The sequence below is a fragment of the Cryptosporangium japonicum genome, from assembly GCF_039524755.1.
Lineage (GTDB): Bacteria > Actinomycetota > Actinomycetes > Mycobacteriales > Cryptosporangiaceae > Cryptosporangium > Cryptosporangium japonicum.
In genome coordinates, this window is the sequence record NZ_BAAAGX010000006.1 from 431,811 (window position 1) to 453,340 (window position 21,530).

Genomic DNA, 21,530 nt, shown 5'->3' on the forward strand with positions numbered 1-21,530 from the left:
TCTGGCCTCTGAACAGGGGTCAACCTCGGGCCAGGGTAAACGTCGGAAGGATTGCCCGCGGCCCCGCGACACCGGCGTGCGTCCGGGCGTCTCAATGAGTAACGATGGGCGCATGACCGAAACGTCCAGCTGGACCGGCCCCGAAGTCGCGGCACTGCGTCATCGCACCGAAGAGTGGATCGCCGACGACCCCGATCCGGTGACCCGCGCCGAGCTCCAGGCCGTGCTGGCCGGGCTACCGGGCAGCCTGGACGACCTCGCCGACCGGTTCGCCGGACCGCTCACGTTCGGCACCGCCGGCCTGCGCGGCCCGGTGCGTGCCGGGCCCAACGGCATGAACCGGGCGGTGGTGCGCGCGGCCGCCGCGGGCCTGTGCGCCTATCTGGACGACCAGGGCTCCAGCGGGCCGGTGGTCATCGGGTACGACGCCCGGCGCGGCAGCGCGGACTTCGCCGCCGAGACGGCCGCGGTCGTGACCGGAACCGGCCGGGCCGCGCTGCTGCTGCCCCGACCGCTGCCGACGCCCGTGCTGGCCTACGCCGTGCGCCGGCTCGACGCCGCCGCCGGCGTGATGGTGACCGCGAGCCACAACCCGCCCGCCGACAACGGCTACAAGGTCTACCTCGGCGACGGCGCGCAGATCGTCCCGCCCGCCGACCGGGAGATCGAGGCGCGGATCCGCGCGGTCTCGCAGCTGGCCGCGGTGCCGCTCGGCACGGCCGCCCAGTCGGTCGACGAGCACGTCGTCGAGGAGTACGTCGCCACCACCGTGCAGGCCGTGATCCGTACCGACCCCGGTGCCGACGCCCGGCGCGCGGCCCTGCGTGTCGCGTACACACCGCTGCACGGCGTCGGGCGGGTGCTGGCCGAGCAGGCGTTCGCCGTCGCGGGGTTCGCGGCGCCGCACGTCGTGGCCTCGCAGGCCGAACCGGACCCGGCGTTCCCGACGGTCGCTTTCCCCAACCCCGAGGAGCCGGGCGCGGTGGACGAGCTGCTCGCGCTGGCCTCGTCGGTCGACGCGGACATCGCGATCGCCAACGACCCGGACGCCGACCGGTGCGCGGTGGCGGTCCCCTCCGGTTCGTCCTGGCGGTTGTTGCACGGCGACGAGGTGGGCGCGCTGCTCGCCGACGCGCTGCTGCGCAACGGCGTCAAAGGCACCTACGCGACGACGATCGTGTCGTCGTCGCTGCTCTCGACGCTGGCGCCGGCCCGCGGTGCCCGGGCGGCCGAGACGCTCACCGGGTTCAAGTGGATCGTCCGGGCCGCCGACGACCTGGCCTTCGGGTACGAGGAGGCGCTCGGGTACGCGGTCGCGCCGGGCGTCGTCCGGGACAAGGACGGCATCTCCGCCGCCATCGCGATCGCCGACCTGGCCGCCGCGCTCAAGGCCGACGGCAAGTCGCTCGGCGACCGGCTGGACGAGCTCGCGATGGAGTTCGGGCTGCACGCGACGTCGCAGCTGTCGGTGCGGGTGTCCGACCTGCGGGAGATCGCGGCGCTGATGGCGCGTATGCGGTCGGCGCCGCCGTCGTCGCTGCTCGGGCGGGCGGTGACCGAGGTGCACGACCGGCTCCCCGACGCGGACGTGCTGACGCTGCGCGCGCCCGGCGTTCGGGTGGTGGTCCGCCCGTCGGGCACCGAGCCCAAGCTCAAGGCCTACCTCGAGGTGGTCGTGCCGGTTTCGTCCGGGGTCGCGACCGCGCGGGAAGCCGCGGCCGAGCACCTGGCCGCGCTGCGCGACGAGGTGGCCCTGGCGCTCGGGGTGTGACCCGACATCGAAGTGGGGTGATTCCGCGGCGGAATCACCCCACTTCGATGTCGGTCGCGTCAGACCGAGCCGAACTGGCGGTCGCCGGCGTCGCCGAGGCCGGGGACGATGTAGGCGCTGTCGTTGAGGCGCTCGTCGATGCTGGCGGTGACCACGCGGATCGGGAGGTCGGCCTCCTCCAGGCGGCGGATGCCCTCCGGGGCGGCGAGCGCGCAGATCACCGTCACGTCGGTGGCTCCGCGCTGGGTGAGCAGGCCCACGCAGTGCTGCAGGGAGCCGCCGGTGGCCAGCATCGGGTCGAGCACGAACACCGGGCGGCCGGTGAGGTCCTCCGGCAGCGACTCCATGTACGCGCGGGGCTGGAACGTCTCCTCGTCGCGGGCGAGGCCGACGAAGCCCATCGACGCCTCCGGGAGCAGCCCGAACGCGGCCTCGGCCATGCCCAGGCCGGCACGCAGCACCGGGACGAGCAGCGGCGGGTTGCCGAGACGGATGCCGGTGGTGCGCGCGACCGGCGTGTGGATCGGGAACCGCTCGATCTCGATCTCGCGAGTGGCCTCGTAGACGAGCATGAGCGTCAGCTCACGGAGCGCGGCACGGAAGACGGACGGCTCGGTGCGCGCGTCACGCATCGTGGTGAGCCGGGCACTGGCGAGCGGGTGATCCACAACTAGCGTCTGCACGTCGCGACGGTACCGCCCCAGGTCAGGCTGTGGCTCGCAGGGTCTTCAGGCGATGGCCCGCAACGGTGTCGGGGTGCGCTTTCCGGCGCGGGCGCGGTGGTAGACGGCCTCGATCGCGGCGCCGTACGCGTCGGGGGTGTGGCGCAGCGCGGCGGCCCGGCACGCGGTGGCGGTGGCGGCGGCGAGGGCGGGGTCGATGAGCAGCGCGGCGATCGCGGCCGCGAACCCGTCGCCGGAGGCGCAGACCGCGGCACCGGCCAGCGGGCCGTGGGCGTGCAGGACGGTGTCGCTGAGCACGACCGGCAGCCCGGCCAGCGCGGCCTCCTGCAGCACCAGGCCCTGGGTGTCGGTGAGCGACGGGAACGCGAACACGTCGGCGGCGGCGTAGGCCTCGGCCACGTCGGCCGCCGGGAGCTGCCCGGTGGTCACCACCCGGTCGCCGACGCCGTGCGTACGCAGCAGGCCGGCGAGCCACCGCGGCTCGTACACCGCCCCGACCAACGCGACCCGCACGTCCGGGAGCGACGAGGCCAGCGTCGCGGTCGCGGCGAGCAGCGCGTCGACGTTCTTCTCCCGGTTCACCCGGCCGACGAACAGCACCAGCGGGGCGTCGCCGGGGATGCCGTAGCGGTCGCGGAACGCGGCCCTCGCTCCGGCGGGCGCCGGACGTTCACGCACGCCGGTCGGCACCTGGACGACCCGCGCCGGGTCGATCGGGAGCGGCGAGCGCCGGAGCACGGCCGCGGTCGGCACGACGACGACGTCGGTGCCGCCGAAGAACGCCGCGTTCGCCGCGTCGAGCAGCCCGCACCGGGTGGCCGACCGGCGCTCCGACCGCCAGGCCCCCGCGGCCCCACGCACCACCCGCAACGCCGCCCGCCGCCGCTCCGGCGTCCGCGCGCCCACCAGGAACGTCCCCGACGCCGTCCCGGCGGGCGGCCGGTCGGTGTCGCCGAACGGTGACGGCCCGGCGAGGCGGCGGGCGTAGGCGGCCCGGATCACGCGGAGTGCGGTGGTGGGGATCTTGTACGCCTCCAGGTAGGCGTGCAGATCGGTGTGATAGGTCTGCACCAGCGGCAACCCCAGCTTCGCCGCCGCCAGCACCCCGAGCAGCCCGGCCGGCCCCGGCGTGTGCACGTGCACCACGTCGGGCGAGACGGCCGCCACCCGCGCCACCTGACGCGACCGCGGCCAGGTGGCCAGCCGCAGGTCGGCGACACCGCACGGCACCGAGGGCAGCCCGACGACCGGGAACCCCACCGGGGTCCGCGCGGGGTACTCCGGCGCGAACAGCACGCTCTCGTGCCCGCGCTCGGCCAGCGCGCCCGCCAGCGTGCGGATCGACGTGATGACGCCGTCCCGTCGGGGCAGGAACGTGTCCGAGAAGTGCGCGATGCGCAGGCCCGTCATGGCGACCGAACGTAGGGGCCGCGGGCGGCTAACGGCAGAAGTTGCCGTGACCGGGGCGGTAACGCGCTGCGTAGGATCGTCGTCATGTCAGTCACCCCGGTGCTGGATATTGGCCAGTCCGAAGCGTCGTTGCGCCGGTTCCTGCACGGCCTGCCCGGCGTCGACGAGGTCGGCGCGAAGGCCAGGGCCGCGCGCCTCGGCACCCGCTCGATCAAGACGTCGGCCAAGGCGTACGCGCTCGACCTGACGATCCGCATGATCGACCTCACCACGCTGGAGGGCGCCGACACGCCGGGCAAGGTCAAGGCGCTCTGCGCCAAGGGCCGCCACCCGGGCGACGACGCCCCGCCGGTCGCGGCGATCTGCGTCTACGGCGACATGGTCCCGTCGGCGGCGGAGGCGCTGGCCGGGTCCGGCATCCACATCGCCGCGGTCGCCACCGCGTTCCCGTCCGGCCGGGCGCCGCGAGAGGTCAAGCTCGCCGACACGAAGGCGGCCGTCGCCGCCGGGGCCGACGAGATCGACATGGTCATCGACCGGGGCGCGTTCCTCTCCGGCCGCTACGGCCAGGTGTTCGAGGAGATCGTCGCGGTCAAGGAGGCCTGCGGCGACGCCCACCTCAAGGTGATCCTGGAGACCGGCGAGCTGGTCACGTTCGACAACGTGCGCCGGGCGTCCTGGCTGGCGATGCTGGCCGGCGCCGACTTCATCAAGACCTCCACCGGCAAGGTCTCCCCCGCCGCGACGCTGCCGGTGACGCTGGTGATGCTGGAGGCGTGCCGCGACTTCCGCGACACGCACGGCCGCCAGGTGGGCATGAAGCCCGCCGGTGGCATCCGCACCGCCAAGGACGCGATCAAGTACCTGGTGATGGTCAACGAGATCACCGGCCCGGACTGGCTCGACCCGGACTGGTTCCGCTTCGGTGCGTCCAGCCTGCTCAACGACGTCCTGCTGCAGCGCCGGAAGATGGCCACCGGTCATTACGCCGGCTCCGACCACGTGACCCTGGACTGAGGCATGACCTTCGAATACGCGCCCGCACCCGAGTCGCGGAACGTCGTCGCGCTGAAGAACTCCTACGGCCTGTTCATCAACGGCGAGTTCACCGACGGCAGCGGCGTCTTCAAGACCGTGAACCCGGCCGACGAGGAGGTGCTGGCCGAGGTCGCCGAGGCCGGCGCCGCCGACGTGGATCGGGCGGTCTCCGCGGCCCGCACCGCGTTCGAGCAGGTCTGGGGCCCGATGCCCGGCCGCGAACGGGGCAAGTACCTGTTCCGGATCGCCCGCATCCTGCAGGAACGGGCCCGCGAGTTCGCGGTGCTGGAGTCGCTCGACAACGGCAAGCCGATCCGGGAGACCCGGGACATCGACCTGCCGCTCGTCGCCGCGCACTTCTTCTACTACGCGGGTTGGGCCGACAAGCTGTCGTACGCCGGCCTCGGCGCGGCGCGGCCGCTGGGCGTCGCGGGCCAGGTCATCCCGTGGAACTTCCCGCTGCTGATGCTGGCCTGGAAGATCGCACCGGCGCTGGCCACCGGCAACACCGTCGTGCTCAAGCCGGCCGAGACGACGCCGCTGAGCGCGCTGCTGTTCGCCGAGGTGTGCCAGCAGGCCGAGCTGCCGCCGGGCGTCGTCAACATCGTGACCGGTGCGGGCGAGACCGGGCGGGCGCTCGTCGCGCACCCGGGGATCGACAAGGTCGCCTTCACCGGGTCCACCGACGTGGGCCGGGAGATCGCGAAGGCGGTCGCGGGCTCGTCGAAGCGGCTCACGCTGGAGCTCGGCGGCAAGGCCGCGAACATCGTGTTCGACGACGCCCCGGTGGACCAGGCGGTCGAGGGCATCGTCGACGGGATCTTCTTCAACCAGGGGCACGTGTGCTGCGCCGGGTCGCGGCTGCTCGTCCAGGAGTCGGTGGCCGACGAGGTGCTGGCGGCGCTGCGCCGTCGGATGGCGACGCTGCGGGTCGGCGATCCGCTGGACAAGAACACCGACGTCGGGGCGATCAACTCGTCCGCGCAGCTCACGAAGATCCAGGAGCTGGCCGCGGCGGGCGAGGAGGAGGGCGCGGAGCGCTGGTCGCCGCCGTGCGAGCTGCCCGACCGGGGCTACTGGTTCGTGCCGACGCTGTTCACCGGCGTCTCGCAGGCGCACCGCATCGCCCGGGAGGAGATCTTCGGGCCGGTGCTGTCGGTGTTGACGTTCCGGACGCCCGCGGAGGCCGTCGAGAAGGCCAACAACACGCCGTACGGCCTGTCCGCCGGCATCTGGACGGAGAAGGGCTCGCGGATCCTCTGGATGGCCGAGAAGCTGCGCGCGGGCGTGGTGTGGGCCAACACGTTCAACCAGTTCGACCCGGCGTCGCCGTTCGGCGGGTACAAGGAGTCCGGTTACGGCCGTGAGGGCGGTCGCCACGGCTTGGAGGCCTACGTCCGATGAGCCGGTTGACCGTTCGCAAGACCTACAAGCTGTACATCGGGGGCGCGTTCCCGCGCAGCGAGTCCGGGCGCACGTTCCCGGTGACCGACTCGGAAGGAGCGTTCGTGGCGAACGTGGCGCGCGCATCCCGGAAGGACGTGCGTGACGCGGTCGTCGCGGCCTCCAAGGCGTCGGCCGGGTGGGCGGCACGCACCGGCTACAACCGCGGCCAGATCCTCTACCGGGCCGCGGAGATGCTCGAGGCGCGCCGGTCGGAGTTCGGCGCCGACGTCGACGCCGCGATCGACCGCTGGGTGTTCTACGCCGGCTGGGCCGACAAGTACGCCCAGGTCGTCGGCGCGACGAACCCGGTGTCCGGTCCGTACCTGAACCTGTCGACGCCGGAGCCCACCGGCGTGGTCGGGGTGTTCGCGCCGACGGGTTCGCCGCTGCTCGGGCTGGTGAGCGTCGTCGCGCCGGTGATCACGACCGGCAACACGTGCGTGGTGGTGGCCACCGACCCGGTCGCGGCGATCACGCTCGCCGAGGTGCTGGCCACGTCCGACCTGCCCGGCGGTGTGGTCAACGTGCTGACCGGTGACGCGGCCGAGCTCGGCTCGTGGCTGGCCGCGCACGAGGAGGTCCGCGGCATCGACCTGACCGGGGCGTCCCCCGAGCAGGCCGCGGAGTGGGAAGGGCTGGCCGCGGGCACCCTCAAGCGGGTGCGCCGGCCGGACCCGGCGGAGGACTGGGCGGCCGATCCGGCGCTCTCCCGCCTGACCACGTTCACCGAGACGAAGACCGTCTGGCACCCGGTCGGGATCTAGGCTTCAGCGCAGCCCGGCGGCTCCCAGGTGGGAGCCGCCGGTGGCGTCGATCACCTGGCCGGTGATCCAGCGGGCGGCCGGGGAGGCCAGGAACGCGACCACGTCGGCGATGTCGTCGGGTTCGCCGACGCGGTCGAACGCGGAGTAGCTCGCCGCGTGGGCGCGGGCTTCGCCGTGCAGCCACGCCGCATTGGTGTCGGTGTCGGTGATGCCCGGCGCCACCGCGTTCACCGTGATGCCCCTGGCGCCGAGTTCGTGCGCCAGCGTGAAGCTGAACGTGTTCAGCGCGCCCTTCGTCATCGAGTACGCCAGGGTCTCCGGTAGCGCGATCCGGGTGACGCCGGAGGACACGTTGATGATCCGGCCGTCGTCGCGGATGCGGTCGAGGCCGCGCTGGACGAGGAAGAACGGCGCCTTGACGTTGACCGCGAACACCCGGTCGAAGGCCTCGGGCGTGGTCGTCGCGAGCGGCTCGGAACTTCCGATCGCCGCGTTGTTGACGAGGACGTCGAGGGTGGCGCCGGGCCCGAGTGCCTCGTCGAACGCCGCCCAGAGGCGCTCGACGTCGCCGGGGACGCCGAGTTCGGCGCCGATCGCGAACGCGTCGCCACCGGCGCCGCGGATCTCGTCCACCGTCGCCGCGGCGGCGTCGGCGTTGGTGCCGTAGTGCACGGCCACGCGGGACCCTTCGGCGGCCAGGCGGCGCGCGATGGCCCGCCCGATCCCCCGGCCGGCGCCGGTGACGAGGCTCGTCGTTCCGTGGAGCATGTCGGTCACTTTCTCTAGCGGTCGCTACAGAATCACCCTAACCACACTTCTCTAGCGAGCGCTATAGAATGTGCGGGTGACGACGAAGCGAGGCCGGCCGCGGTCGTTCGATCGCGACGCGGCCCTGGAGATCGCGCTCCGGGAGTTCTGGGCCCGCGGGTACGAACCGACGCCGGTTTCCGTACTCGCGAAGGCGATGGGGATCGGGATTCCGTCGCTCTACGCGGCCTTCGGAGATAAAAAAGCGCTGTTTCGAGAAGTGGTCGACGTGTACTCCCGGACATACGGCGCTTTCACTGAGCGAGCGCTCGCCGCAGAGTCGTCTGCACGTGCAGGCGTGGCGCGGATGTTGCGCGAGGCCGCCGCCGAATACACGACTCCGGATCGTCCGAACGGTTGTCTGGTAATTAGTGCGGCAACGAACTGCGGCCCGGATTCAGCCGATATCGAAGAACTGCTGCGTACCCGACGGAATGCGAATATCGCCGCGATCGAACAACGCGTCCGGTCCGACGTCGAAGCAGGCATTCTGCCCCCGGAGACGAACCCCGCCGCACTGGCCCGCCTGACCGCCGTAACGATTCAAGGCATGAGCCAGCAAGCACGAGACGGCGCCACCCGATCCGACCTCGAAGGCGTAGCCGAGCTGGCCATGAGCGCTTGGCCGAACGCGTGAGCGCGAGTGCTCTGACCTGGAGCCCGCTCAGAACGGCGCTGCCGCTCGGGCGCGAATCCGCCGCGTATGGGTGATACTCAAGGGTTCGCGCCCGCGCGGCAGCGCCGTCCTGAGCGGGCCGCCCACCTACAAAAGCCTTACGCGGTGGGATAGGGGGCCAATGCCTGCCCTGTCCCACCGCGCTTCGGCTGCGTCCGGCGCCCGGGGGGTCGGCGTCGGTTCGCGTGGTGTCTGACAACTGGAACGTTACGTTGGCGGATTGATCACCGGGAAGGCCCTTGAGGTTTCGTTAAGGTCTGTCTGAACGCGAGTTAACCCGCGTCTTCCGCATCGCTCGTAATGCGCCGACGGCGCGATGCAGCGGCCGGTAATCACCAGCACCACGAGGCACATCTGGCCACGTGCGATCGGAATCATCACGTTCCGGCATCGTTCCGCCGCCACGCGCCATGTTGCGGAACACAGCCGGATCGAGCATCGCGAGATCGACCCGAATTCGTGCGCCGCCCATCGGACTGGTGTCGATTCGAATCGATCCGCCCGCGGTCTCCGCGACTTTTCGAACGATGTCGAGTCCGAGCCCGGTGGAGCCGCCGCCGCTGTTTCCGCGCCGCACGGCCATCCGGGGGTGCCGGATGCCGGTGCCGGCGTCTTCGATGACGAGCGCGGCGACCGGGCCGCGCAGCACGAGCACGCTCACCGCGAACGCCACTCCGGGCGCGGTGTGCCGGAACACGTTGCCCAGCAGGACGTCGACGCAGGAGACCAGTTCGGTGCGGGAGACCGAGACCGGCACCCGCCGTCCGACGCCGGCCAGCCGGCAGTCGCGGTGTTCGTCCTCGGCGAGCGCGCCCCAGAACTCCACCCGCTCGGAGACGACTTCGGCCAGGTCGCACCATTCGGGCCCGCGCTCGGACAGCGGCCGGCGCGCGGTCTGGATGATGACGTCGACCTCGCGCTCGAGCGTCGCGACGGCGTCGCGGATGCGGGCGGCGTCCACGCCGTCGTCGAGCGCCTCGGCGTCCAGCCGCAGGGCGGTCAGTGGGGTGCGCAGGCGGTGCGAGAGGTCCGCGGCGAGTTCGCGTTCGGCGTCGAGGGTGGCGACGACGCGGTCGGCCATCGTGTTGAACGAGGCGCCGGCTTCGGACAGTTCGCGCGGGCCGGACGGCTCCACCCGGGCTTCCAGGTTGCCGTCGCCGAACGCGCGCGCGACCGCCGCGAGGTTGCGGGTGGCGCCGACGACCTTCGCGGCCAGCCGGTCGGCGACGACCACCGACCCGATGACCAGGCCCAGCGCCACCGCGATGAGCGCCGCGGACGCACCGGCGACACCGCGGGTCAGTGCGTCCGAGGGCACGAACACTTCGATGACCGCGACCTGGCCGGACGAGATCTTCGTGGGCTGCAGGTAGACGACGCCGCCGTCGACGTCGGAGGTGATCGACTTGTCCTCGCTGGCCCGGACCGTCTTGATGTCGGTCGGTTTGGCGCGGGTGGTGCCGATCACCGGGGTCTGCCCGTCGGGCAGGTAGATCGCCAGGCCGTCGGAGTTCCAGGCCGGGATCGTGCTGATCGCGTCCTCGATGACTTTGACGTCGTTCGTCGCCGCCAGCAGGGAGACCGCCTGGTTCGCCTGACGCTGCGCGTCACCGATCGCGCGCTCGCGGGCGATCTGGTGCACGACCAGCAACAACGGCACGACGAAGGCCAGCGAGACCATCGCCGTGGTCGCGAGCGCCACGAGCGCCAGAGCACGCCTCATCGGTGACCCGACCTCATGTGGTGGGATCCACGAGCTTCACACCTACCCCACGAACCGTCCGGAGGTACCGCGGAGCCGCCGCGGTCTCTCCTAGCTTGCGGCGTAACCAGGACAGGTGGACATCGATCGTCTGGTCACCTCCGACCGCCGGCTGGCGCCACACGGCCTCCACGAGTTCGCGGCGGCTGACCACGGTGCCGGGCCGGGCCGCGAGGTAGGCGAGCAGGTCGAACTCGCGCCGGGCGAGGTCGAGCGGGGCGCCGTCGAGCACGGCTTCGCGGCGGTTCAGGTCGATCCGGAGGCCACCGACGGTGAGCGTGGGGTCACGCCGGACCTCGCCCGGGCTGCTGCGCCGGAGCACCGCGGTCATCCGCGCGGTCAGGTGCTCGAACGAGAACGGCTTGACGAGGTAGTCGTCGGCGCCGGAGTTCAGCAGACGAACGATTTCCCGTTCGTTGTCACGGGCGGTCGCAACCACCACAGGAACATCACAAACGCCACGCAACATGCGTAAAGCGTCCGCTCCGTCCAAATCGGGTAGTCCTAGGTCCAGGATCACTACGTCGGGACGCGCAGAGGTGACTTCACGCAGTGCGTCCAGCGCGGTTCCCACAGCACGGACCACGTGGCCCGCCTTTGACAGAGAACGTACAAGGGCACTACGGATCGTGGGGTCGTCCTCGACGAGCAACACGGTCGGCATGTCCGGCACGGTAGCCGGATGAAAGGATGGACGGTATGCCTCGTGCCGTACGGCTCACCTTGCTGTGGCTCGGCACCACCGCCTTAGCTGTGACCGTTTCGTGGTTCGGCGTTCGACTCGTCCTTTATGCAGCCGTCCCAGATCGGTCGAAACTACTCTCAGTGTCGGACTTAAAAAGTGCGTCACCGAGAGCGACCAGGCCACCGCCGGCCGCGGGCGTGACACGCAGTCCGTCACCCACCGTCGAGACGAGCAACGATCCCGCACCGGTGCCGCAGCGGTGGGAGGACGACGAAGGGCTGGTCAACTACACCAGCACGGTGCCGACGGACGGCGGCTGGGCCAAGCTCCAGTGGAACGCCGACAAAGTGATCGTCATCGACATCCTCGCTGAATCCGGCTACAAATCGACGGTTCAGCAGGAAAGCGACACGAGAGTCAGCATCTCGTTCGAGTCGGCCGCGAGAACGACTCTGATCACGGCCTGGTGGGACGACGACCGGCCCCAGCTGGACGTCGACAACGGCAACGGATGAGTCGCGGGGGTGGCGCCCGCCACTCCGATGCGGGACGGCCCTAAGGTAGACGCGACGAAACGGCCGTACCCAGGAGGAGCTGTGGCGGGCAGGCACCCGGAAGACGTCGAGCCGCTCGAGGACGAGCTGTCCGACGATGCCGAGGCCGCCGAGGAGGACTCCTCCGACGAGGTCGAGGACGGCGAGCGCTCGGAGCGAGTGGTCGAATACTGGGCTGCGCTCGGTATCGACCCGGTCGAGATCGCGCTGCCGCGTGGTGGCGTCGGCCTGACGCTGCGCCAGTACCGCGTGGTCGAGGAACAGCTCGTCGAGGACGAGCCCGACGAGGACGACGACCCGGTCGACGGCGACGAGCCCGAGGCGCTCGAGGTGGTCACCGAGGACGCGGACGACGCCGAGCCGGCGCGCGACACCGCGAAGAAGACCGCGGACGACGACGAGGACGAGCCGGCCGCGGCCACCGACGAAGCCGACGAAGCCGACGACGAGGACGAGGACGACGCGAAGCCGTCCGCGCGAAGCCGTCGGGCGCAGAAGTACAGCGACGAGGCCCTCGCCGAGCGTTTCAACCGCGAGTACGAGGACGACTCGGACGACGAACCCGAGGACGAGGACGTCGACGAGGAGGAGGCCGGCCGGGCCCGCGTCGCCGCCGGCGAAGAGGAAGCCGTCTTCCTCGCCACCGACGGCAAGCTGCACCTCTTCCGCGACGCCGCCTCGCTCGTCGCGTTCGTGAAGTCGCCCGCCGTCCACGACCTGCTGGGCGGCGACACCTGGGCCGAGCTGGTCGAGACGATCACGCCCGACCTGGTCGTCCCGGACGACGAGGACCGCTACGAGCTCGACCTGGTCGTCGAGAACCTGCGTGGCGGGCGCGACGTCTGGGAGGGCGACCTCATCGTCGGAGCGGGCGAGCTGGCCCGGGACCTGGCCTACGCGCTCGACCTCCCCGAGGTCGACGCCAGCCTCGCACCCGGCTCCCCGCTGGACGACCTGGACGAGGCCCTGCGTGCGAAGGGCTTCTTCGCCCGGCGGAAGCTGCGTCGGATCGGCGCCGAGCAGGCCGCGCTGGCCTGGCGGAGCGTCATCGGTCGGATCTCGTCGTCGGTCGAGTGGCACGACTGACCCGAGCATGAGCCGGATGGGCCGGGACGCGGAGCTGATCGACGCGGCCGATCCGGCGGCCCTCCGCGCGGAGATCGTGCGGAGGGCGCTGCCCGGCGTCGAGGACGTGGTGCCGGGCGCGCGCACCGTGCTGGTGCGGTTCCGCCCGGGAACCCGCGCCGACCTGAGCTGGGCCGCGTCGTGGCGTGCACCGGAAGCCGCTGAGCGGGCCGGACACGAGGTGGAGATCCCCGTCCACTACGACGGACCCGATCTCGCCGAAGTGGCCGCCTACGCCGATCTCACACCCGGTGACGTCGTCGCCCGGCATTCGGGTGCGGTCTACACGGTCGCGTTCACCGGTTTCGCGCCCGGTTTCGGCTATTTGACCGGGTTGCCGGAGCCGCTGCGGGTTCCGCGCCGGAGCACCCCGCGCACCCGGGTGCCGACCGGCGCGGTGGGGCTGGCCGGGGAGTTCACCGGGGTGTACCCACGTCCGTCGCCGGGCGGCTGGCAGTTGATCGGGCACACCGACCGGACGCTCTGGGACCTCGCCGCCGACCCGCCCGCGCTGCTCACACCGGGTGACCGCGTGCGTTTCGTGCCGTGCTGAGAGTCCGCACCGCCGGGCCGCTGACCACGGTGCAGGACCTCGGAAGGGCCGGGTGGGCGCATCTCGGCGTTCCCCGGTCGGGCGCGCTCGACGTGCCGGCGCTCCGGCGGGCGAACACGCTCGTCGGCAACGACGGGTCGGCGGCGGCGCTGGAGATCACGCTGGGCGGCCTGGTGGTCACGTTCTCCGCCGACGCCGTGGTGGCGCTGACCGGAGCCCGGTGCCCGCTCACGGTGGACGGGGTCCCGGCCGCGCACGGAGCCGCGGTGGGAGTGCCGGCCGGCGCGGAGCTCCGAGTGAACGCCGCGAGCACGGGGGTGCGCGCCTACCTGGCCGTCGCGGGCGGTGTCGCCGCCGAGGAGGTGCTCGGCAGCCGCAGCACCGACACCCTCTCCGGCCTCGGTCCGCCGCGCCTGCGCGACGGCGACACGCTCCCGATCGGCCGCCAGGCCCGGAGCGAGGCCCCGATCCCGGCGGACCCGTGGTCGGCGGCCGCGGAGCTCGACGTGGCCGCGGTCCGGGCCGGGTACGCCGCCCGGTGCGTCGTCGAGCCGGCGATCGCGGCGGAGCCGGTGCTGCGGGTGTTCCCCGGCCCGCGCGAGGACTGGTTCGCCGCGGACGCGATCGAGGCGCTCTACGCGTCGCCCTGGACCGTCACGTCCGAGAGCGACCGGGTCGGCGCCCGGCTCGACGGACCGACGCTGCCCCGCCTGGTCACCGGCGAGCTCCCGAGCGAGGGCATGGTCGCCGGTGCGCTGCAGGTGCCGCCGTCCGGCCCGGTGCTGTTCCTCGCCGATCACCCGGTCACCGGCGGGTATCCGGTGATCGGCGTCGTCCATCCCGACGACCTCTGGGGGGCCGCGCAGGCCGCTCCCGGCACGACGGTTCACTTTCGACGCGAAAATACGTGAGCCGAGGCTCCTTTTCGTACGTGAGTCAGCCGAGGAGCCCGGGATTTCACGGCGCTTCATGGGACTTCACGGGCGACACCACGTGGTAAAAGGGCACACTTACGGGTGTCGGGTCCGAAAACGACGGTTACGGAGCAGCGATGCCCACTTTGGCCAACGGCAAGCTCGCCTATCTCGAGATCCCGGCCGTCGACGTGCGGCAGTCCGCCGACTTCTACAGCCGGGTGTTCGGCTGGGCACTACGTCGGCGTGGTGACGGCGCGCTGGCTTTCGACGACGCGGTGGGCGAGGTCAGCGGCGTCTGGGTGACCGGCCGACCGCCGGCCTCCGAGCCCGGGCTGCTGATCTACATCATGGTCGACGACGTCGAGAAGACGATCACGTCGCTCGTGCAGCACGGCGGCGAGCTGATCCAGCCGGTGGGGGGCGAGCCGCCGGAGGTCACCGCCCGGTTCCGCGATCCGGCCGGCAACGTGTTCGGCATTTTTGAGCAGTAACCCTGAGACGACAGGTCAGGGCGAGTCCCGATGGTGGCGGGACCGATCGGGGCGCACCGTTGATATCGACCCAGTCGAGCAAACGAAAGGTGCTCCCGATGTCCTCGGTGTCCTACGGCCGTCGCCTCGCCCGCCCGCGCAACGACCGGTGGATCGCCGGTGTCTGCGCGGCCATCGGCCGGCGCTTCGGTCTTTCCTCGAACACCGTCCGCCTGCTCTTCCTCCTGTCCTGCCTGCTCCCCGGGCCGCAGTTCCTGATCTACCTGATCGCGTGGTTCATGATCCCGACCGAGTGACGCCTAGCGGATGACCAGGTCGGCCACGATCGCGCGGTGGTCGGAGCCCGCGATCGTGTAGGCGTCGAACCGGGAAGCGTCGGCGCGGGAGTCGACGAGCACGTGGTCGAGCGTCACCGGCGGCGCGTTGTTGCCGTTCATCGGCCAGGTCGGTACGAGCCCCTTACCGACCTCGGCCGCGGCGTCCACGTAGCCGGTCCCGACGAGCTTCCGGAACGGTGAATGGTCGAGCGAGGCGTTGAAGTCGCCGGCCATCACCCGAACCGGGCCGCTCTTCGACGCCGAGGGCAACCGCGAGAGGTCCCCGACCCAGCGCGAGGTCGATCCCCACTCCGCGGCCCGGAAGATCGGCGGGCGCGGGTGCGCGCTCACCACCTCGTACACCCGGTCGTCGGAGACGCGCAGCTGCGCGTCCGTCTGGTCGAACCCCGACTTCGGATCGACGGTGCGGTTGTCGGTCAGCGGGTACCGGGCCCAGATCCCGGTTCCGGACGCACCGGGGAGCGCGCGCAGCGCCGAGTACGGGAACAGCCGCAGCGCCGCGAACTCGGCCGCCCACTCCGGCGTCAGCTCCTGCACGGTCAGCACGTCCGGTTTCTCCCGCCGGACCAGCGCCGCCAGTTCGGCCACCGAACCGGCGCCGATCTTCGTGTTGAACGCCATCACACGCAGCCGGTCACCGTCGGACGGCGCGCCCGACGGGACCGCCCGCGGCACCACGAACGCGCCGAACGCCACCACGACGACGCCGGCCGCCACCGCGACCAGCCAGCGCCGGGTGACCAGCGCGGCCACCAGCGGCACGAGCGAGAACGCGGCCACGTAGGGCGTGAACGAGACCAGCTGCGCGAACGGCGTCCGGTGGTCGTACCCGACGCCCCGGACAAGCAGCCACCCCGCCAGCCCGGCCAGGGTCAGCCAGAGGGCCGCGCTCCACACCCGCACCGCGGCCCGGCGGGCCACCCGTGCCGGGGCGGTCATTTCGAGAGCAGCTCTTCGTAGCCGGGTTTGATGACGTCCTCGATCAGCCGCAGCCGCTCGTCGAACGGCAGGAACGCGCTCTTCATCGCGTTGACGGTGAACCAGCGCAGGTCCGCCCAGCCGTACCCGAACGCCTCCGACAGCAGCGCGAACTCCTTCGACATCGACGTGCCGCTCATCAGGCGGTTGTCGGTGTTCACCGTGACCCGGAAGCGCAGGTCACGCAGGAGCCCGATCGGGTGCTCGGCGATCGACGTCGCCGCGCCGGTCTGGATGTTCGACGACGGGCACATCTCGAGCGGGATCCGCTTGTCACGCACGTACGCGGCCAGCCGCCCGAGCCGGGCCTCGCCCGGCTCCGCGTCGCCCGTCTCGATGTCGTCCACGATCCGGACGCCGTGGCCCAGCCGGTCGGCACCGCACCACTGCAGCGCCTCCCAGATGCTCGGCAGGCCGAACGCCTCACCGGCGTGGATCGTGAAATGCCCGTTCTCCCGCTTGATGTACTGGAACGCGTCCAGGTGGCGGGTGGGCGGGAACCCGGCCTCGGCGCCGGCGATGTCGAACCCGGCGACGCCGGCGTCCCGGTAGGCCACGGCCAGCTCCGCGATCTCACGCGAGCGCGCCGCGTGCCGCATCGCGGTGAGCAGCGTACCCATCCGGATCGAGTGCCCCTCGGCCGCGGCCTGGGCCGCACCGGCCTCGAAACCGTGCAGGACGCTGTCGACGACCTCGGTGAGCGCGAGGCCCTGCTCGATGTGGAGCTCCGGCGCGAACCGCACCTCGGCGTAGACCACGCCGTCGAGCGCGAGGTCGTAGGCGCACTCGGCGGCGACGCGGCTCAGCGCGTCCTTCGTCTGCATGACGCCGACGGTGTGGCTGAAAGTCTCCAGGTAGCGCACCAGCGACCCGGAGTCCGCCTGCACCCGGAACCACTCGCCGAGCTCGTCGGCGTCGGTGGTGGGCAGGTCGCGGTACCCGGTCTCGGCGGCCAGCTCGACGACGGTGCGTGGCCGGAGCCCGCCGTCGAGGTGATCGTGCAGCAGAACTTTCGGGGCCCGAACGATGTCGGGGTAGGCCAACGGATCACTCATGCCCGCAGAGGTTATCCCAGTCCGACACCGGGATTTTCATCGCATTGACCAGCAACGATGTCGTTGCGGGTTTGTTGCGCGACTAACCGTAGGAGTTCACCGGGGCGATACCTAGGTATTAGGGGTCGTCGTCAGGGACTAATCAGGGGGCCTACCTGATGCCCCTCCGTGCCGCACGACGAGAAAGTGAGCCCCGTCGACGTGCCCGACGGGGGTGCGGGCGCACGGAGGGGTACACCGATGTTCGGTCGGTTGAGCCAATTCTGTTTCCGGCACCGCCTGTTGGTGGTGGCCGTGTGGGTCGTGGCGGTCGCCGGTGGCGTCTTCGCCAGCGGCCCGGTGTTCGACTCCCTGGACAAGAAGTCGAACGAGGTGGAGTTCGAGTCGGCCACCGGTGACGACGTCCTCGACGCCGCTCGGACCGAAGGCGGCACGGTCATCGCGGTGATCGACCGCGTCGACCCGAACGCCGCGGCGACCAGGACCGCGGTCGACGCCGCCGCGGCCGACCTGAAGACCGAGCCCGGCGTCGTCGGGGTCGACACCCCCTACTCGGCCGGGCCCGCGCTGGTGTCCCAGGACAAGCGCGCGTTGATGGTCATCGTCCACTACCAGAAAGACCTCGCGGACGACGTCGAGGACAGCTCGGTGGAGGCCGCCCGGAAGCGGCTCGACGCGATCGACCTCCCCGGCGCGACGATCGAACTCGGCGGCGACCAGCTCCTCGGCCGTGAGATCAACGCCCAGGTGCAGAAGGACCTGTCGACGGCCGAGATGATCTCGCTGCCGCTGACCCTGCTGTTCATGGTGCTCGTGTTCGGTGGGTTCATCGCCGCCGGGCTGCCGGTGCTCGGCGCGGTCGCGTCGGTGGCGACCGCGATGGTGACGCTGTGGGGCTTCTCGAAGTTCGTCGGGTTGGGCAGTGACACGGTCACCGTCGTCACGCTGCTCGGGCTCGGGCTCTCGATCGACTACGGGCTGCTCGTCGTCTCCCGGTACCGCGAGGAACTGGCCGCGCTGGTGGCCACGGCCGGCCCGGACCTGATGCCGAAGAAGGTGCGTGTCGGCCGGCCGATCCTCCCGCTCGCGCTCCGCGAGGAGGCCGTGCGCCGCGCCGGTGCGACGTCCGGGCGGACGGTCGCGTTCTCCGCGCTCACGGTCGTGGCGTCGTTCGCCGGCCTGGTCGTCGTCCAGATGCCGTTCCTGCAGGCCATCGGCGCGGCCGGTATCTCGATCGCGCTGGTCACGATGCTCACCGCGGTCACGCTGATCCCGGCGCTGCTGCGGCTGGTGGGTCGCCGGATCACACCGGCCGGTACGAAGCGCTTCCGCCAGGCCCGTGCCACCGACCCGAACCGGGGGCTGTTCGCCGGCATCGCCCGGGGCGTGCAGCGGCGCCCGGTGGTCGTCCTGATCGGTTCGCTCGCCGTGCTGCTCGTCGCCGCGGTGCCGGTGCTGTCCACGACGATCAGCTCGCCGGGCATCGGCGAGATCCCGACGTCGATCGAGTCGCGCCGGGTGCTCGACACGCTGGACAACCGGTTCGGCCGCCAGGAGGCGCCGGCGATCTCGGTGGTGGCGCGGACCGACGCCGCCGCACTCGACCAGTGGGCCGCCGGTTTCGCCGACGACCCGGAGGTCCGCCGGATCGGTGCCGCCGAGCAGGTGCGACCGGGTACGTCGGTGGTCTCGATCGACGTCGAGGGCGACGCCAACGGGTCCGAGGCCCGCGAACTCGTGGAGCGGCTCCGTGCCGACCGCCCGGACGGCGGTCAGTCCTGGGTGACCGGTCAGGCCGCGTTCTTCCACGACGAACTGACGCTTTACCAGCGGGACCTGCCGCTGGCCGCCGGCGTCATCGCGGTCGCGATGTTCGTGCTGCTGTTCCTGATGACCGGTTCGGTGGTCGTGCCGATCAAGGCGCTGCTGATGAACCTGGTGTCGATGGGCGCCACGTTCGGCGCGATGGTCGCGGCGTTCAAGTGGGGCTGGGGCGCCGGCCCGCTGGACCTGCTGGTCAACCCCGGTCTCGACCCGGCCGTGCTGATGGTGATCTTCGTCTTCGCGTTCGGGCTCTCGATGGACTACGAGACGTTCCTCCTGGCCCGGGTGAAGGAGGAGTACGACAAGGGCCTGTCGAACGACGCCGCGGTGCGGACCGGTCTGCAGCGCACCGGGCGGATCATCACGTCGGCGGCGATCGCGATGGTGATCGTGTTCTCCTGCTTCGTGATGGGTGACATCGGCACCGTCGAGCAGATCGGGTTCGGCCTGGTGGTGGCGGTGCTGGTCGACGCGACGATCGTCCGGTGCCTGCTGGTGCCGGCCACGATGACGCTCCTCGGCCGGGCGAACTGGTGGGCGCCGCGTCCGCTGAAGCGGGTGTACGACCGGTTCGGTCTCAAGGAAGCGCCCTCGGCGCCGGAGCCGGTGTCCACTCCGGACGAGCCGGCGCTGGCCTCCAAATAGGGGCACGAACTTCTGGGTCGGCTCGTCAGTCGACCCAGAAGTTCGACCGTTCGGCGCGAATCGGGTTAACGGTCCTGCACGGAGAGTCCCACCCAGGGCAGGATGTGCCGGGTGACAACGTCGACGTACGACCTCCCCGCCGCCGTCGCGAACGTCCCCCTGGCTCAGGATCGGCTCGCCAACACGCTCAGCGCGCTCACCGACGCCGAGATCCGGGAGCCGTCGGTGCTCCCCGGGTGGACCAGGGGCCACGTCATCGCCCATCTGGCGCGCCACGCCGAAGCGATGGTCCGGCTCATCGACGGCGTGCTGACCGGGCGGCCGGCCCAGGCCTATCCGGGCGGCCCCACCGTTCGTGAGGCCGAGATCGAGCTCGGCGCCCGCAGCAGCGCGGACGAGCTGGCCGACGAGGTCTACTCCACGAACATCGCGATAGTGCACGCGTTCGCCCGGATGACCACGCCCACCTGGGGCCGTCAGGTGCAGTTCCCGAGCGGCTCGTTCCCGGCGTCCCGGTGCGCGTGGGCGCGCTGGCGCGAGGTCGAGATCCACCACGTCGACCTGGGGCTGGACGTCTACACGATCGAGTCGTGGCCGGAGGAGTTCGTCTCCACCCACCTGCCGCACGAGCTGGCGAAGCTGCCGAACCGGCTGCCCCCCGGCACGGCCGTGCAGGTGGGGCCGAGCCGGTTCGGCTCCGGCGAGGTCGTCGCCTCGATCGACGGCCCGGACGCGGCCCTCCTGGCCTGGCTGTTCGGCCGCGTCGGCCTGGCCGCGCCGTCGCTGACCATCACCGGCTCGGTCGAACTCCCACCCTGGAGCTAGCTAGGCCTTCGGCAGGGGCGACCAGGTTTTGCCGTCGGCGCTCACCCAGTTGCCCTTGGCGCCGTAGACGAGCACCTGGGCCCCCAGGTCGTAGACGGCGCCGCTCACCTCGGACACCGGGGTGAGCTCGCCGCCCGGCGACACCACGGCGACCCGGCCGTCGGACGCGATCACCGCGTCGCCGGAGTCGGTGACACCGATGCCGCTGCCGGTGTTGAGACGGTACTTCTCCGGCAGCTTGACGCTCTCGAACGAGCCACCGGAGTTCGTGCTGTAGAGCAGCGACTGGCGGGTGCGGCGGCCGGTCTCGGACGGCGCGGTGCCACCGGTGCCCCCGGAGACGCCCGGTTCGGCGAGCGACAACGCCCACGCCACCTCACCCGCGCCCGCGAGGTCGACCGACGACGCGGACGGCGCGGGCACCCGGTTGATCGTCCAGTTCCGGCCGTCGTCGCGGCTCACCGCCAGCACGATCCGCCCGACACCGTCCCGGCCCTGCACCCACAGCGAGCCCTCGGCCACCCGCGTCGCGCTGACGGTCTCGGTGAGCTGGGGCGGCGGCGGCCCGAACGACTTCGACGTGCCGTTGGGACCGATCACCCGGAGGAACGGTTCGGCGCAGTCGGCGTCCTGCGAACACCAGCCGACGAGCGCCGAGTTGGACGGCACCACGTTCGTGACGCCCAGCGGCTGGGCGCTGTGCTCCGGCCAGGTCTTGCCGTCGGTGGTGAGCCGGGCCGGACGGTCGGCGCCGACCTGGATCTCGGTGACGACCTGCCCACCCGGAAGTACCGCGGCGTAGGCGTCGTCGAGCGGCGTGCTCGTCACCGGCTCACCGGGCACTGTGGACGCCGTCCAGCTCTGCCCGCCGTCGGAGGTGCGCAGCAGCTGGTAGGAGCAGCTGTCCGCGGTGCACTTGGCGCGGACCAGCGCGCCGTTCTCGGCGTCGCGGAACCGGCCGCCGATCGGCAGGCCGTCGTACGCGACCAGGCTGGAGCTCAACGTTTCGTCGTTGCCCGTCGGCGACGCGGTGCTCTCGCTGTCGGCGGCGGAGCGGTCACCACAGGCGCCCAGCAGGAGCACGGTGGCGGCGAACAGGGCCAGGAACGCGTGGCGCTCCGTCACGGTCGAATCCCTCCGTCAACTTCCGGCACGGAGGTCCCGGGAGCATCCCGCGCCGCTT

The 21,530-nt window shown here is 71.6% G+C and carries 21 protein-coding genes; 13 read left to right on the top strand and 8 right to left on the bottom strand.

The features are described from left to right. Positions 1–112: 112 nt before the first annotated feature. Positions 113–1,771, top strand: a complete 1,659-nt coding sequence (locus tag ABD437_RS06960; protein ID WP_344647899.1) for a phospho-sugar mutase — start codon at positions 113–115, stop codon at positions 1,769–1,771. Between the two features lie 59 nt (positions 1,772–1,830). Here ABD437_RS06960 and upp read toward each other — a convergent pair whose 3' ends face one another. Both upp and ABD437_RS06970 read right to left on the bottom strand, forming a co-directional pair. Further along, on the bottom strand, positions 1,831–2,454 hold the full coding sequence (gene upp, locus ABD437_RS06965) for a uracil phosphoribosyltransferase (RefSeq protein WP_344647900.1): 624 nt from the start codon (positions 2,452–2,454) through the stop codon (positions 1,831–1,833). A gap of 45 nt (positions 2,455–2,499) precedes the next feature. Then, on the bottom strand, positions 2,500–3,864 hold the full coding sequence (locus ABD437_RS06970) for a glycosyltransferase (RefSeq protein WP_344647901.1): 1,365 nt from the start codon (positions 3,862–3,864) through the stop codon (positions 2,500–2,502). 84 nt (positions 3,865–3,948) lie between these two features. On the opposite strand from ABD437_RS06970, the gene deoC reads away from it, so the two are divergent. The 3 genes from deoC to ABD437_RS06985 are packed head-to-tail and all read left to right on the top strand — an operon-like array spanning position 3,949 to position 7,112. Further along, positions 3,949–4,881 carry a deoxyribose-phosphate aldolase gene (gene deoC, locus ABD437_RS06975; RefSeq protein ID WP_344647902.1) on the top strand — a complete coding sequence of 311 codons (933 nt, stop codon included), beginning with the start codon at positions 3,949–3,951 and terminating at the stop codon, positions 4,879–4,881. 3 nt (positions 4,882–4,884) lie between these two features. Continuing rightward, entirely contained in the window at positions 4,885–6,306 is a 1,422-nt protein-coding gene (locus ABD437_RS06980) for an aldehyde dehydrogenase family protein (protein ID WP_344647903.1), read from the top strand. Next, positions 6,303–7,112, top strand: a complete 810-nt coding sequence (locus tag ABD437_RS06985) for an aldehyde dehydrogenase family protein (RefSeq protein ID WP_344647904.1) — start codon at positions 6,303–6,305, stop codon at positions 7,110–7,112. The genes ABD437_RS06980 and ABD437_RS06985 overlap by 4 nt, the downstream gene beginning before the upstream one ends. Positions 7,113–7,115: 3 nt before the next feature. Here the strand turns inward: ABD437_RS06985 and ABD437_RS06990 are convergent, their stop codons facing one another. Next, positions 7,116–7,880 (bottom strand): SDR family oxidoreductase, encoded by a 765-nt coding sequence (locus ABD437_RS06990; protein WP_344647905.1) that lies wholly within the window; start codon positions 7,878–7,880, stop codon positions 7,116–7,118. A 70-nt stretch (positions 7,881–7,950) separates the two neighbouring features. Here ABD437_RS06990 and ABD437_RS06995 point away from each other — a divergent pair, with 70 nt between their 5' ends. After that, positions 7,951–8,556, top strand: coding sequence for a TetR/AcrR family transcriptional regulator (locus tag ABD437_RS06995; protein ID WP_344647906.1), 606 nt, complete (start codon positions 7,951–7,953; stop codon positions 8,554–8,556). A gap of 289 nt (positions 8,557–8,845) precedes the next feature. On the opposite strand, the gene ABD437_RS07000 is transcribed toward ABD437_RS06995, so the two are convergent. Both ABD437_RS07000 and ABD437_RS07005 read right to left on the bottom strand, forming a co-directional pair. Continuing rightward, a complete protein-coding gene (locus ABD437_RS07000; RefSeq protein ID WP_344647907.1) occupies positions 8,846–10,318 on the bottom strand; it encodes an ATP-binding protein in 1,473 nt (490 codons plus the stop codon). Between the two features lie 13 nt (positions 10,319–10,331). After that, positions 10,332–11,021 carry a response regulator transcription factor gene (locus ABD437_RS07005; protein WP_035869599.1) on the bottom strand — a complete coding sequence of 230 codons (690 nt, stop codon included), beginning with the start codon at positions 11,019–11,021 and terminating at the stop codon, positions 10,332–10,334. Positions 11,022–11,239: 218 nt separating this feature from the next. On the opposite strand from ABD437_RS07005, the gene ABD437_RS07010 reads away from it, so the two are divergent. The 6 genes from ABD437_RS07010 to ABD437_RS07035 all read left to right on the top strand — a co-directional run bounded on the left by ABD437_RS07010 (position 11,240) and on the right by ABD437_RS07035 (position 14,978). Beyond that, positions 11,240–11,557, top strand: a complete 318-nt coding sequence (locus ABD437_RS07010; protein ID WP_344647908.1) for a hypothetical protein — start codon at positions 11,240–11,242, stop codon at positions 11,555–11,557. Between the two features lie 81 nt (positions 11,558–11,638). Beyond that, positions 11,639–12,682, top strand: coding sequence for a DNA primase (locus ABD437_RS07015; protein WP_344647909.1), 1,044 nt, complete (start codon positions 11,639–11,641; stop codon positions 12,680–12,682). Between the two features lie 16 nt (positions 12,683–12,698). Continuing rightward, positions 12,699–13,274, top strand: a complete 576-nt coding sequence (pxpB, locus tag ABD437_RS07020; protein WP_344647910.1) for a 5-oxoprolinase subunit PxpB — start codon at positions 12,699–12,701, stop codon at positions 13,272–13,274. Next, the gene (locus tag ABD437_RS07025) at positions 13,268–14,185 is read left to right on the top strand and encodes a 5-oxoprolinase subunit C family protein (RefSeq protein ID WP_344647911.1); all 918 of its coding nucleotides are present in this window, start codon (positions 13,268–13,270) and stop codon (positions 14,183–14,185) included. Before pxpB ends, ABD437_RS07025 begins: the two co-directional genes overlap by 7 nt. Positions 14,186–14,325: 140 nt before the next feature. Then, a complete protein-coding gene (locus ABD437_RS07030; RefSeq protein WP_035858245.1) occupies positions 14,326–14,682 on the top strand; it encodes a VOC family protein in 357 nt (118 codons plus the stop codon). A 98-nt stretch (positions 14,683–14,780) separates the two neighbouring features. After that, entirely contained in the window at positions 14,781–14,978 is a 198-nt protein-coding gene (locus ABD437_RS07035) for a PspC domain-containing protein (protein WP_344647912.1), read from the top strand. Positions 14,979–14,981: 3 nt separating this feature from the next. On the opposite strand, the gene ABD437_RS07040 is transcribed toward ABD437_RS07035, so the two are convergent. Further along, positions 14,982–15,959, bottom strand: a complete 978-nt coding sequence (locus ABD437_RS07040) for an endonuclease/exonuclease/phosphatase family protein (protein WP_344647913.1) — start codon at positions 15,957–15,959, stop codon at positions 14,982–14,984. Further along, positions 15,956–17,053, bottom strand: a complete 1,098-nt coding sequence (locus ABD437_RS07045) for an adenosine deaminase (protein ID WP_344647914.1) — start codon at positions 17,051–17,053, stop codon at positions 15,956–15,958. Before ABD437_RS07045 ends, ABD437_RS07040 begins: the two co-directional genes overlap by 4 nt. Before the next feature lie 294 nt (positions 17,054–17,347). Between ABD437_RS07045 and ABD437_RS07050 the strand changes: the two genes are divergently transcribed. Both ABD437_RS07050 and ABD437_RS07055 read left to right on the top strand, forming a co-directional pair. Continuing rightward, complete coding sequence (locus tag ABD437_RS07050) at positions 17,348–19,522, top strand: MMPL family transporter (RefSeq protein ID WP_344647915.1); 2,175 nt, start codon at positions 17,348–17,350, stop codon at positions 19,520–19,522. 111 nt (positions 19,523–19,633) lie between these two features. Next, positions 19,634–20,347: a maleylpyruvate isomerase family mycothiol-dependent enzyme gene (locus tag ABD437_RS07055; RefSeq protein WP_344647916.1), complete on the top strand. Its 714-nt coding sequence runs from the start codon at positions 19,634–19,636 to the stop codon at positions 20,345–20,347. Here the strand turns inward: ABD437_RS07055 and ABD437_RS07060 are convergent, their stop codons facing one another. Beyond that, entirely contained in the window at positions 20,348–21,472 is a 1,125-nt protein-coding gene (locus ABD437_RS07060; RefSeq protein WP_344647917.1) for a sialidase family protein, read from the bottom strand. It lies immediately after the preceding gene. Positions 21,473–21,530: the final 58 nt, after the last annotated feature.